The 12,206-nt window shown below is 62.1% G+C and carries 11 protein-coding genes; 3 read left to right on the top strand and 8 right to left on the bottom strand.

Annotated features, from left to right (window positions below; all coding sequences use genetic code 11):
* The first annotated feature begins 324 nt into the window (after positions 1 to 324).
* The gene (locus tag AruPA_RS13615) at positions 325 to 1,272 is read left to right on the top strand and encodes a DUF2493 domain-containing protein (RefSeq protein ID WP_265637262.1); all 948 of its coding nucleotides are present in this window, start codon (positions 325 to 327) and stop codon (positions 1,270 to 1,272) included.
* Positions 1,273 to 1,388: 116 nt separating this feature from the next.
* On the opposite strand, the gene arsH is transcribed toward AruPA_RS13615, so the two are convergent.
* The 5 genes from arsH to AruPA_RS13590 are packed head-to-tail and all read right to left on the bottom strand — an operon-like array spanning position 1,389 to position 4,760.
* On the bottom strand, positions 1,389 to 2,093 hold the full coding sequence (gene arsH, locus AruPA_RS13610; RefSeq protein WP_265637261.1) for an arsenical resistance protein ArsH: 705 nt from the start codon (positions 2,091 to 2,093) through the stop codon (positions 1,389 to 1,391).
* Complete coding sequence (locus tag AruPA_RS13605; protein ID WP_265637260.1) at positions 2,086 to 3,405, bottom strand: arsenic transporter; 1,320 nt, start codon at positions 3,403 to 3,405, stop codon at positions 2,086 to 2,088. The genes arsH and AruPA_RS13605 overlap by 8 nt, the downstream gene beginning before the upstream one ends.
* A gap of 22 nt (positions 3,406 to 3,427) precedes the next feature.
* On the bottom strand, positions 3,428 to 3,850 hold the full coding sequence (gene arsC / locus AruPA_RS13600) for an arsenate reductase (glutaredoxin) (RefSeq protein WP_265637259.1): 423 nt from the start codon (positions 3,848 to 3,850) through the stop codon (positions 3,428 to 3,430).
* Positions 3,847 to 4,371, bottom strand: a complete 525-nt coding sequence (locus AruPA_RS13595; RefSeq protein ID WP_265637257.1) for an arsenate reductase ArsC — start codon at positions 4,369 to 4,371, stop codon at positions 3,847 to 3,849. The genes arsC and AruPA_RS13595 overlap by 4 nt, the downstream gene beginning before the upstream one ends.
* Positions 4,368 to 4,760, bottom strand: a complete 393-nt coding sequence (locus tag AruPA_RS13590) for a helix-turn-helix transcriptional regulator (protein WP_035231894.1) — start codon at positions 4,758 to 4,760, stop codon at positions 4,368 to 4,370. The genes AruPA_RS13595 and AruPA_RS13590 overlap by 4 nt, the downstream gene beginning before the upstream one ends.
* Before the next feature lie 144 nt (positions 4,761 to 4,904).
* On the opposite strand from AruPA_RS13590, the gene AruPA_RS13585 reads away from it, so the two are divergent.
* Together AruPA_RS13585 and AruPA_RS13580 are read left to right on the top strand one after the other, a co-directional pair.
* Complete coding sequence (locus AruPA_RS13585; protein WP_408858663.1) at positions 4,905 to 5,393, top strand: arsenate reductase (azurin) small subunit; 489 nt, start codon at positions 4,905 to 4,907, stop codon at positions 5,391 to 5,393.
* Between the two features lie 34 nt (positions 5,394 to 5,427).
* Positions 5,428 to 8,013 (top strand): arsenate reductase (azurin) large subunit, encoded by a 2,586-nt coding sequence (locus AruPA_RS13580; protein ID WP_265637255.1) that lies wholly within the window; start codon positions 5,428 to 5,430, stop codon positions 8,011 to 8,013.
* Between the two features lie 488 nt (positions 8,014 to 8,501).
* Here AruPA_RS13580 and AruPA_RS13575 read toward each other — a convergent pair whose 3' ends face one another.
* From AruPA_RS13575 to AruPA_RS13565, 3 genes are all read right to left on the bottom strand, one after another.
* Entirely contained in the window at positions 8,502 to 8,750 is a 249-nt protein-coding gene (locus AruPA_RS13575) for a hypothetical protein (protein WP_265637254.1), read from the bottom strand.
* A gap of 68 nt (positions 8,751 to 8,818) precedes the next feature.
* The gene (locus AruPA_RS13570; protein WP_265637253.1) at positions 8,819 to 9,736 is read right to left on the bottom strand and encodes an MFS transporter; all 918 of its coding nucleotides are present in this window, start codon (positions 9,734 to 9,736) and stop codon (positions 8,819 to 8,821) included.
* A gap of 10 nt (positions 9,737 to 9,746) precedes the next feature.
* Positions 9,747 to 12,197: a cation-translocating P-type ATPase gene (locus AruPA_RS13565; protein ID WP_265637252.1), complete on the bottom strand. Its 2,451-nt coding sequence runs from the start codon at positions 12,195 to 12,197 to the stop codon at positions 9,747 to 9,749.
* Between the last annotated feature and the right edge of the window lie 9 nt (positions 12,198 to 12,206).

The raw sequence follows: 12,206 nt of genomic DNA, 5'->3' as shown, positions 1-12,206 counted from the left end.
TCCTGCGAAGAATGGGCCACCAGGGTCGCCGATCCTGCGTCCGGGAGTGGGCCGTGCCCTCGGCCTTCTGAGAGCGGCGATCGGGCCAGAGCCGGGCCGGGGCAGCAACGGCGGGCGGCAACTATTTTCCGCCGCGGCCGGGCATCAGCGCGAACGAAACGTAGCATCTCTCATCAGCCGCTTTGCATCGCGAGACAAAATAGCCGCCGCCCGCCGTCCTTCGCTGCGCTTCGGCCGCAGGCGGTGCAGCCCCGGCCCGGCCCCGGCCAAAGCATCGCCGTGAAGGCCGCGATGGGCGCGGCCACCCGAACAAGGACACCGACCATGGCAACCTATCCACTTCCTCGGCACGACGACGACGAACCCGCCCACGCCGCATCCCCGACCGCCCGTTTGCTCGATGAACTGCAACTCTATGGCCATCGACCCTTCCAGGACGAACCGGACCCACGGCCACTACCCGAAGCCACCCGCCTCGAAGGCGCACTCGCCGATATTTTCGACGCCTTGGTTGCCAGTTTTACCGACACGCGCCTCGAACCCGATCTTGCCGATCTCCTCTGGTCGCAGGTCAATTTGTTCCACCGCGCGGCCGACCGGGTGCAACGCGCGCTCGACACCAATGAGGACCACCAGCGGCGCAGCCAGCAAAATCAGGATGGCTCGGAAATCCGCTCGGTCGAGCTGGAACGCCTGCTCGCTGAAGGGCTGACGCTGATCGAACGACGCAACGCCTTCGAACTCCTCCGCGATGCCGCGGCCGACCTCTTCGAGCGTCACACCGGATCAACCTGGCGCCCGCGTGCCGGATCGATGGTCAACCACCGCACCCTGACCGCCGCAATGATCGACAGCCGGGATTTCATCGCCGCCAAACGCCGCGCCGAGACCGAAATTCTGCTCCCCGCCGGCCCCCGCATCGCCTTCACCGGCGGGATCGATTGTAACGATCACGACCGGATCTGGACAGCGCTCGACCGGGTGCATCGCAAGCACGCCGACATGGTCCTGCTCCATGGCGGCAGCCCACGGGGCGCCGAACGCATCGCCGCCTGTTGGGCCGATCACCGCAAGGTCACCCAGATCGCCTTCAAACCCGAATGGGCCCGGCACAACAAGGCCGCTCCATTCAAGCGCAACGACCGGATGCTGGCGACCATGCCTGTCGGTGTGATCGTCTTCCCAGGCTCCGGCATTTGCGAGAACCTCGCCGACAAGGCTCGTGTCCTCGGCATCCCCGTGTGGCGGTTCGGAGAGAGCGGAGGCGGCTGAGGTCCTCCTGCGAAATAGGTGAAGAGCCGCACTCTCTCAATACGATACATGTCCTGAGATCGCGGCCGACAGGAGTTCGGCCATCACCGGAAGATGCAGTTTGCCGACCCTCGAATTTACAGCCGGTCGATATCGTGTGGCGACGCGGAGACCCGTTCGCTGTAGCGATCGACCAGATAGGCGCTGCGATCACGGAGAAGACAGGTGAACCGCAGTAATTCCTCCATCACGTCCACCACGCGGTTGTAATAAGCGGAAGGCAGCATGCGGCCGGCTTCGTCGAACTGCTCATAGGCGCGGGCGACACTGGATTGATTGGGGATCACCACCATGCGCATCCACCGGCCCAGCAGGCGCAGCGTGTTGACCGCATTGAAGCTCTGCGAACCGCCCGAAACCTGCATCACCGCCAGCACCCGGCCTTGGGTGGGACGCACCGCGCCGACTGCCAGCGGGATCCAGTCGATCTGATTCTTCATCACCCCGGTCACCGCGCCGTGCTGTTCCGGGCTGCACCAGACCTGTGCCTCGGACCAGATCGATAGCGCGCGCAACTCCTGTACTTTCAGGTGATCGGGTGGCACCGTGTTGGTAACCGGCAATTCGCGCGGGTCGTAGATCCGGGTTTCGGCACCCATCAGATCGAGCAGGCGGGCGGCCTCGAGGGTCAACAACCGCGAATAAGACCGCTCGCGCAACGAACCGTAGAGCAGCAGGACGCGGGGTTTGTGGGTGGCGCGTGACGCCGGTTCTAGCCGGGAAAAGTCGGGTGGTGCCAGCAAGCCGGGGCGCAGCGCAGGGAATTCCACGGGATCATCCATTGCCGATTGCTCCCACGGCGGGAAGCCATAGCGCAAGTGCGGCAAGTGAGGCGAGCAGCACGGGCGGTGTGACGATCAGGCCGATACGCATGTACTGGCCCCAGGTAATTCGGGTACCCTTCTGCGCCAGGACGTGCAGCCAGAGCAGGGTCGCGAGGCTGCCGATCGGGGTGAATTTCGGGCCGAGATCGCAGCCGATGATGTTGGCATAGACCATGGCGTCATGAATGCGGGGGGCGACGTGGCCAAGCTGGCCGATCGCCAGCGCGCCTACCAGAACGCTCGGCATGTTGTTCATGATCGAGGAGAGCACGGCCGCCAGGATGCCGGTGCCGAGCGAGGCGGCCCAGATGCCATGGGCGGCAAATACCCTGAGGGCCTGCGCGATGTAGTTGGTCAGACCCGCGTTGCGCAGGCCATAGACCACCAGATACATCCCGAGGCTGAACACCACCACCTGCCAGGGTGCCGAGCGGAGCACGCGGCGGATTTCGATGATCGGGGCGCCGCGGCCGAACATGCGGCCGGCTAGGGCCAGCAGCACGAGCGCGCCGATGATGGTGACAAAGGATACCGGCACACCGAGCGGAGCAGTGATGAAATAGGCGGCCAGCAACAGCAGCAGAACCGGCCAGGCGGCCCGAAACACCAGAGGATCGCGGATCGCGGATGCGGGGATATCCAGTGCTGCGATGGCGTAGGTTCGGTTGGCGGTGCGGCCGTACATCATGCCCAGAACGGCGAGGGTCGCAATCAGTGCGACGATATCGATCGGCACCATGACGGCCGCGTAGCGATCGAAGCCGATCTTGAAATAATTGGCGCTGACGATGTTGACCAGGTTGGAAATCACCAGCGGCAGGCTGGTGGTGTCGGCAACGAAGCCGGTCGCGATGACGAAAGCGAGCGCCACGGCGGCTGGAAATTCGAGACCGACCAGAATGGCCATCACGATCGGGGTGAGCAGCAGCGCCGCGCCGTCATTGGCAAATACCGCGGCGATAGCGGCGCCGAGCAGCACGATCAGCGGCAGGAGCACCCGGCCCCGGCCGCGGCCCCAGCGCGCGACATGCAGGGCCGCCCAACGAAACAGACCGGCTTCGTCGAGCAGGAGCGAGATAATGATCAGCGCCACGAAGGTGAAGGTCGCGTTCCAGACGATGTGCCAGACCGTCGGGATATTGCGCCAGTGGATCACCCCAATGGCAAGATCGACGATCGCGCCGGCCATCGCACTCCAGCCGATGCCGAGGCCGCGTGGTTGCCAGATGACGAACACAAGGGTTGCGATGAACACCGCAAGAGCGAGCATGAAGAGCCTCGGACTGGAAAGTTTAGGGGACGCGCCGACCGGCGGCATCGATCACGGCCTCACCGTCTTCTTTGGCAAAGGCAGCGCGTTGCGGTGTCGGCAGGATGTCGAGCACGGTTTCAGAAGGCCGGCAGAGTTTGACGCCAAGCGGCGTCACTACGATCGGGCGATTGATCAGGATCGGGTGTGCCATCATGGCGTCGAGCAACGCGGCGTCGGACAAGGTTGGGTCGGCAAGGCCGAGCGGGGCGTAGGGGGTGTCTTTTTCGCGCAACACGCTGCGCACCGGCACATCCATCCGGGTGATCAGATCGATCAGGGTCTCGCGCGATGGCGGGGTTTTCAAATATTCGACAATCGTAGGTTCGATTCCGGAGTTGCGGATCAGAGCGAGCACGTTGCGCGACGTGCCGCAATCGGGATTGTGGTAGATCGTAATGGTCATGCCGCCGAACCCTCATCAGCGCTCGACCCGATCCGACCGATCTCTTGCACGCGGCGCCTGAGCGACGCCTTTTCCAGCTTGGCGAAAGGCAGGCTGGCGAACAATTTGATACGGGTTTCGAGCATCCGAAACGCGGCCCGAAATGCCACGGTGCGTTCGAGGTCGCTTCCGGTAACGGACGCCGGATCTGGCACGCCCCAATGCGCCGTCATGGGTTGCCCCGGCCAGATTGGGCAGACCTCACCCGCGGCATCATCACACACGGTGAACACGAAATCCATTACCGGAGCGCTGGGTGTCGCGAATTCGTCCCATGATTTCGAGCGTAGTCCGGCGGTCGGGAGCCCGGCCTCATCCAGGACCGCAAGCGCGCGCGGATGCACCCCATGTTGCGGATGGCTGCCCGCCGAAAAGCCGCGAAACTTGCCATCGCCCCAGCGTTCGACCAACTTTTCGGCCAGGATGCTGCGGGCGGAATTACCGGTGCAGAGAAACAGCACGTTGAGCGGCTGGTCGCTCATGCCGATTTTGCCTTCGCGCGCATCGTTTTCTGCTTCGCTGAGGGCAGTGCAGGATCGCAGGCCGGGCCGCAGATGGAGATTCCCTGCCCACAGCAGTTCTCGACGAGAAATCCCACCAGCGTGTTCATCGCCGTGAAGTCCGCAGCATAGATGACGTGCCGGCTCGCCCGCCGCTGGCTGATCAGCCCCGCATTGCGGAGTGCCTGAACATGGAAGGTGAGCGAGGACGGGACCAGGCCAAGTTTTTCAGCGATGTTTCCGGCCGCGATACCCGAAGGACCGGCCTCGACAAGGAGCCGATAGGCCGCCAACCGATGCTCATGAGCGAGAGCAGCTAGCGCAGTAACCATCCAGGCAGGATCTGTTTTTGAAGTCCGAGGCATCGTCATTTCCACATTTATCGTAAGGTCATCGTCCTAAAGCCGACACGCCGATTGCGTCAAGCAAATCGTGCGGACTGAAATATGAAAGTTTCTTGACGGTTTGTAGATTACGATTCTATAAGAGTCGTAATATCAAAAGAGTGGGGAGAAATGCCAATGAAAGTCTCACGTCGAACCTTCATACGGACATCCGCGGTGGCAGGCGCTGTCGCCACCCCCATGCTCGCCACGGCAGACATGGTTATGACGGATGGCAAACCCTGGCCTTCGGTCAAGGTGGGCAACGTCAATCAGCTCAGCGCAGGCATGCCGGTTTCCTTTCAATACCCTGATGCAACGTCACCCGCCTGGCTGCTGAAGCTTGCGGAGCCGGCGTATCAAGGTGCGGGTTCATCGGGCGATATCGTCGCCTTCTCGGGCATCTGCACGCATATGGGCTGCCCTGTAGCATTCAAGGACGGCCGGTTCGTCTGCCCGTGCCATTTATCGATGTTCGATCCGGCACGGAACGGTGTCCCTTATCAGGGATTGGCGTCGGATTATCTGCCGCAAATCGAACTCAGGATCGACAGTGCAGGCGACATCCATGCCGAGCGCATGTCCGGCCTGATCTGGGGCCGCACCAGCGACGCCGCCTGAGCGGGAAAACCACAAAAATCCGAGGGAAACGACAATGGCTTTGTACCGCCGTGAAGAATCCGTCCCGCTGCCGCCCAGCAATGCGGAAGCCTATAATACCGTCTGCCAGTATTGCACGGTCGGCTGCGGCTACAAGGTTTATGTCTGGCCGGACGGGCTTGCTGGCGGCCTAAAAGCTGGCGACAACGCGTTCGGCGTCGATTTCTCCAGCCCACAGCCACCGATCGTCGGATTTTCCTACACTGAGTCGATGCATTCAACGATCCGCAAGCGAGATGGCGGAACCTATCACGTCGCGATCGTGCCGGCGCATGATTCGCCGATCAACCCGATGGGTAACCATTCGAGCCGCGGCGCGGTCAACGCCAAAACGACTTGGTCCGACAGCCGACCGACTCAGGCGCGGTTGCACTATCCGCTGTTGCGCGTCGGCACGGAGTTCAACGCGATCCCATGGGACGCCGCGATCGAGTTGCAGGCACGGGTGATCAAGGGTGTCGCCGACAAATACGGTGCCGACGAGCTTTGTTCCAAAATCTACGACCATGGCGGTGGTGGTGGGGGTATGGAGAACACCTATGGCACGGGGCGCTTGCTATTCACCGGCCTGCAGATGAAGCATGTCGGCATCCATAACCGGCCCGGCTACAGCTCGGAAACCTGGGGCACCCGTGATCGCGGGGTGCATGAACTGAATTATTGCTACGATGACGCGCGCCTCGCCGATACCATCATGCTGTGGGGCTCCAACGCTTACGAAACCGCGACGGTGTTTTTCGTCGCGCACATGATGCCCAACCTGCAAGGTGCGACCAAGGACGAGAAGAAGGCGCACTACGCCAATGGCGAGGCGATCGCTCCCGCGCGCATGGTCATCGTCGATCCGCGGATTTCCGCGACGGTCAATGTGGCGCGGGAAACCGGCGCGAAGGTGCTTCATCTGCGGCCCAATCTCGGCACCGACTACATGTTGATGAACGCGGTGGCGAGAGCCGTGTGGGAGAAAAAATACTACAACAAGGACTTCCTGAACCAGCACACCGACATGACGAGTTTCGAGGACTACAAAAAGAAATCCCTCGAACTGCACATGCCCTACAAGGACTTCATGGCCCGCGCGCAGAAGATTTCCGGCGTGCCGGTGGCGCAGATCGAGCAGGCGGCTGCCTGGATAGCCCAGCCCAAGCCGGGCGGCCATTGGCGGCGCAGCCTGATCCTCTATGAGAAGGGTGTGATCTGGAACTACCGGCAATATGACGCGGTCGCGGCAATCGCCCAGATCGGCGCGCTCACCTTCAATATCGGCCGGCCCGGCACCGGCACCGGGCGGGTCGGTGGGCATCAGGAGGGCTATGCGCGTCCGGATTATCCCGGCCCGAAACCACCGCCGGATGTCGATAAATACGTTCAGGACGGCAGGGGCAAAACCTTCTGGTTGACCGGCTGCAACCCGTATCTGGCGGCTCAGAACAATGCTTATTTCCGCAAGCGGGTCGGCGAGCGGGCGCAGGCGCTGACCGACTACCTGTCGGCGCAGAAGCAGGGCGATGGCGAGCCGGTTTCGATGGAGCACCTTGCCGCGCGCATTCTGGAAGGGCTCGACAAGACCAACGGTTTGTTCGTCACCGTGCAGAACATCTATATGGTAGAGAGTACCCGTGACGCGCATCTGATCCTGCCGGCGGCGCAATGGGGTGAGGCGGAGAACATCTCGCTCAATTGCGGTGACCGCCTGATGCGGCTCGATGACCGGTTCATGGACCCGCCGGGCGACGCCAAGCCGGATTGGGAAATCCACGGCTTGGTCGGCCAGAAACTTGAAGCGCTCTACAAGGCCGACGGCAAGGCCGACATCGCCAAGCGGTTTGCCGGCATGGATTGGAAACATGGCGCGGATGTCGTCAGATCGATCCAGGACGACCTTTATGCCGGAATGAACACGAAGGTTCCGGCCTCGCGGGCCAGCACGCTCGATCCTGAAAGCTTCAAGGGTGTTGACTATGGCTACCTACGCAAGGTCGGCCAGAAGGGTATCCAAACCCCGGTTCGCATCGACCCGAACACTGGCGAGTTGGTTGGCACCAAGCGGCTTTATTCGACCTTCTATTTCATGACCAAGGACGGCAAGTTCAGTTGGTACGGCACCCGTCCCTGGGATGATCACGCCTCCGCCACGGTGGTTGCGGGCTACCTGAAATCGGACCGGACCAAATATCCGTTCTGGTTCACCATGGGCCGCAGTCAGCCGCTCTGGCAGTCCAGCTACCATATGCGCCATTTGCCGGAAAAAACCGAAACGACGCCATTGCCGTTCGTGCAGATCAATCCCGCGGACGTGAAAAAACTCGGTGTCAGCGACGGTGACATCGTGATGATCCACAACGATCAGGGCAACGAGACTTTTGCGGTCTATGAGACCGATGCGGTGCCGGCAGGGACGGTGTTTGCGCTGATGTACCACTGGCTGGGCACATCCAACAGCCTCACCTCGCCCTACACTGACCCGATGAGCACAAACCCTTGGTATAAAGGAACCCGCGTCGGAATTCGAAAATTGTCCGGAGGTTTTGAGAGCGTTTTGGCGACCACCAGTTTCCGGCCGACCAACAATTTTGCCTGATAAACGTGGGCCGCCGATTGGACCCTTCTCACCGACAACGAGACTAAGGCAGCGTCAGCCAATGAGTGCGTCAGCACCCCGACAAAGCTGCCGCTTAAAACAAAGGCTTAGGGCCCGTTCGACGCCGCAACTCGGTTCGATTGTTGTCGAACGGTCCTAATGCCAAGGCGATCGCGACAAACAAGTCCAAGGCGGCGAATTTCACGAGGCGCAGGATTGCCAGATCACGGTGCCGGCGGGGAAAGGGTAGCGGCACCTAATTCTGCGCCGGCAACCTACGTGTAGCTGCTCGCATTCATCGGCGCCCGTGCTCGATTTCATCGCGGCTTCCTGCCTAAATTAGGCAATCGCGGAGAGGCTATCGAACGTCGTACTCGGATTATGTGGTTCTATGCTTGTACTAAACGAGTTATGCTCGACATCAGGTGACGGTGCTCAAATTAAGAGATGCCAGCATTAAGCGCGCTGCCCCCCGTATGCTGGCTTTGTTACGAAATTCCGACCGAATCGGACGGAATCTCTGCTCTGAAGAGCGCAATCGATGCCCAGGCTGCGGCCGCCTCTACCGCGGCAAAAGCCCCCAGCGCGTGCCCGAATCCGAGGCGGAGCACTTCGCCAAAAATGAGGCTGCCAAGGCCAAAGCCAGTGAACAAAAAGAACACGTTGAGGCCCATCGCCTGACCCGGACGTTTGCCGCAGAGCGACGTGACGATGCCAGCAAACAGCGGCTGCGTCATATCGTAGCCAAGCGACAGGATCGTGACCGCAATCGCGGCGGCAAGGAGGGGCAGGTCGAGGATTAGCGCTACCGTTGCGAGGGCACCAAGCGCGAATCCGATCGGGATGAGGCGGCCACGGCCCAGCCGGTCTGCAAGCGCCCGATCACCGGGCCGAACAGGAAGCCCGGAACGCCGTAGCCTAGCAGTGCCAGACCAATGCCGATCGCGCCGAGGTGGTAACGGCGTTCGAAGTACACCCCGAGCCAGGTGAACACGCCGGACTGGAATACTGAGTTGAGCAGGACATAGCCATAGGTGCGTCGGCCTCGTTGGGTGCCGAGCAGATCACGGTAGCCTCGGAACAGATTGCCCACGGTCGCGGGCGCCTGACGTGGGTGCGCTCCGATGAAACCGCGGTAGGGCAGCAGCAGGAGCAGGACGCCGACGCCGGCGACAGCGACGAGGAGAAACAACCCCCGCCATCCGACATATGGCTCCAGCACCGCGCCAAAAGTCGAACCGAAGGCCATGCCCCCCGCCATGGCGCCGAAGAGCCAGCCAAGGAGCCGACCTCGTTGTTCATAGGGAAACATGCCACCCACGAGAACGAGTGCGAGTGGCACAACCCCGCTCGCACCGAGACCGGTCAGCACGCGCCATGTCGCCAGCGTCGCAACGGAGTGCGCGGTCGCGCTCAGAACCGTGAGCACGACGAAAGCGGCGAGCGACGCGAACATGATGGGGCGGATACCAAGCCGGTCTGCGAGCAGGCCGTAGGTCAGCGTCGCAATTCCATAGGGGATCAAGTAGGCGGGCACGATCAAGCCGACGGTTCTGGCAGATGCGCCGAAAGCAAGGCCAAGCTGCGGAATGATCGGCGCCACCATGAACGCCTGGAAGAAGATAACGAAGGTTGCCAGCGCGAGCACTCGCAGGAGGTGCTCACGCTCGATCTGTGCGCCCGAACGGACATCGGACACCGCGGCTGGGGGTATTCTGTTCATCCTGTCCTGCTCACGCCCCGCCCGGCATGACGGCTGTTTCCGTGGAATGTCCGATGCTCGCAATCGCGTCGAAGAACAACCTTGGGTTTCCTCCGAGCGAGTTGATGAAGATCGCGGTCACGCTCACCGCCATCGCGACCATTGCCCACACCGGCTGTACCAAGCCAGTCGCGGCCAGGAGGATGCCGGCTCCGTTGAAGATGAACGCAAGGGCTACATTCTGTAGCAGTTTGCCATAGCTGTTGCGGCTGATTTTCCGAGCCATTGGAAGTGCGTCCAAGCGGTTCGACAGGATGATAATGTCGGCGGACTCGATTGCGATATCAGTGCCCCCGCCCATCGCGATGCCGATGTCGGCTTGCATCAGGGCAGGCGCGTCGTTGATGCCGTCCCCGACCATCGCAACCCGGCTGCCATCGGCTTGTAGGCGGCGCACAATTCCCGCCTTTTCATCAGGTAGGACACCGGCGCGCACCTCGTCGATCCCAACCTCCTGGGCGACGTGGCGTGCCGCGCGTTCATTATCGCCGGTGACCATGACGGGCACCATCCCCGCCTTGCGCAAGGAAGCGACCGCGCGGGCCGCATCGGGCCGCAGTGTGTCACCCAAGGCCAGCGCCCCCAGCGCGCGGCCGTTCCGGCTCACCGCGATCACGGTTCGCCCTACCGCTTCCAGGGCGTCGATCCGTTCGGCGAGACGGGACAGATCAACGCCGCGCTCGCTCAGAAAGCGCGGGCTGCCCACCAGAACGTGATCGCCTTTGATCCGCGCGATCACGCCCTTGCCGGGGATCGCCTCGAAAGATTCAACCTCGGGCGGGAGGGCGCCATACTCGAACGCTGCGTTCACCACGGCTTGGGCAAGCGGATGCTCGGATGACGCTTCGGCCGCCGCGGCCAGGGCAAGCAGGCTATCCTCTCGCTCTTCGATTACTTCGACCTCCCGCAGGACCGGACGACCTGCCGTGAGAGTACCGGTCTTGTCGAGCACGATTTTGGTCGCCAGCCGATAACCCTGGAACGCTTCGCCGGTGCGCATCAGAATGCCCCGTCCGGCAGCGTCCCCGGCTCCACGAACAATGGAGAGCGGTGCCGAAATACCGAGCGCGCACGGATACCCCATCACCAGCACGCTGAGACCCGCGAACACCGCACGCTCGATATCGACCTGCCCGGTGGCGAGCCATGAGCCAACCAGCCAGAAAATAACGGCGAGCGTGGCGATCAGCAGCACGGTCGGCGTGTAGATGCGCAGGACCCGGTCAACCAGATGGAGGATACCGGGTTTCAGCGCGCGCGCGTCTTCTACCTCACGGACGATCCGTTGCAGGAAGCTGCCTTCGCCGACCGCCGTGACCGAAACCAGCAACGTGCCGGTGCCGTTTACCGAACCGCCGATGACGGTGGCACCTTCTGTCATCTCGACAGGGATCGCCTCGCCGGTCACGAGAGACTGGTCAACCCCGGAACGGCCGCTCACGACGACACCGTCCACCGGCAGGCGCTCGCCAGGTCGGATCCTGACTCGGTCACCAACCTTCACGTCCGCGAGTGGAACGTCCATTTCGATCTCGCCGCGCAGGATGCGGGCCGTTTCGGGCTGGAGGTTGAGCAGCTTCTTCACCGCCTGCGAACTACGCGTCTTGACGATGAGCGATAGCCACTCGGAGAAAATATGGTAGGTCGTGACCATCACCGCCACGGCGAAAAACTGCGCTGTGGGATAACCGGGCCGGTTCAGGACCATGCCGATGACGCCCCCGGCCATGCCCGCAAAGGCGCCGATTTCGAGTAGGACATGCTGATTGAGAATGCCGCGCCGCAATGCCTGGAAGGCCATTAGGAGGATGTGCCGTGCGACACCGAACACCAGGATCAAAGCCAGGGCGCCGACGATCCATGGTGCGGCTCGCGTGAGATAGCCTTCCAGATTGAGATAAAGCAAAGTCAGCGCCATGATAGCGAGGCCACCGGCTCCGCCGATCGCTGCCCATAGGCCGCTGGATCGTAGGACGAGGAAGACGAGGCCGCCAAGACTGAGGCAGACCAGAGCGGGGAGCGCGCCGAGCCAACCACTTGCGGGATTCGCGATGATCGGGATCGCGGCCACGCTCAAGGCCACCGCGATCACGAAACGCCGGCTTTCGCGAACCAGATCGCGCTCCTCTTCATCGAACGGACGCAATTTGCGCGGGTCCGAAATCGTGTAGCCGATGTCGCGCAATATCTGGAGCAGTTGTCCGGGCCGGGCTACACTCGGATCATATTCGATGAGGGCCTGCTCGTGGGTCAGGCTGACCGCGACCTTATCGACGCCCGGCTGTCGCCCAAGCGCCTTCTCGATAGTGCCGGTGCAGAGCGAACAATGCAGTCCACCGATGCGGGCGCGGATTTTGCGCCGATCCGGCCGGTTGGACGGTTCTTCCGTCCAGAACGCTTCAGCGGCAATTGTTTCGGACATGGTCTATCC

The sequence above is a fragment of the Acidiphilium sp. PA genome, assembly GCF_026191915.1.
GTDB lineage: Bacteria > Pseudomonadota > Alphaproteobacteria > Acetobacterales > Acetobacteraceae > Acidiphilium.
This window is presented reverse-complemented; position numbering and strand designations above follow the sequence as displayed.

Bases quoted from the DNA above. Each gene is read 5' to 3' on its own strand.
- AruPA_RS13590 (WP_035231894.1), bottom strand. From the start codon at position 4,760: ATGACGATGCCTCGGACTTCAAAAACAGATCCTGCCTGGATGGTTACT.
- AruPA_RS13605 (WP_265637260.1), bottom strand. From the start codon at position 3,405: ATGCTCGCTCTTGCGGTGTTCATCGCAACCCTTGTGTTCGTCATCTGG.
- AruPA_RS13595 (WP_265637257.1), bottom strand. From the start codon at position 4,371: ATGAGCGACCAGCCGCTCAACGTGCTGTTTCTCTGCACCGGTAATTCC.
- AruPA_RS13615 (WP_265637262.1), top strand. From the start codon at position 325: ATGGCAACCTATCCACTTCCTCGGCACGACGACGACGAACCCGCCCAC.
- arsC (WP_265637259.1), bottom strand. From the start codon at position 3,850: ATGACCATTACGATCTACCACAATCCCGATTGCGGCACGTCGCGCAAC.
- arsH (WP_265637261.1), bottom strand. From the start codon at position 2,093: ATGGATGATCCCGTGGAATTCCCTGCGCTGCGCCCCGGCTTGCTGGCA.
- AruPA_RS13585 (WP_408858663.1), top strand. From the start codon at position 4,905: ATGCCAATGAAAGTCTCACGTCGAACCTTCATACGGACATCCGCGGTG.
- AruPA_RS13570 (WP_265637253.1), bottom strand. From the start codon at position 9,736: ATGAACAGAATACCCCCAGCCGCGGTGTCCGATGTCCGTTCGGGCGCA.
- AruPA_RS13580 (WP_265637255.1), top strand. From the start codon at position 5,428: ATGGCTTTGTACCGCCGTGAAGAATCCGTCCCGCTGCCGCCCAGCAAT.
- AruPA_RS13565 (WP_265637252.1), bottom strand. From the start codon at position 12,197: ATGTCCGAAACAATTGCCGCTGAAGCGTTCTGGACGGAAGAACCGTCC.
- AruPA_RS13575 (WP_265637254.1), bottom strand. From the start codon at position 8,750: ATGACGCAGCCGCTGTTTGCTGGCATCGTCACGTCGCTCTGCGGCAAA.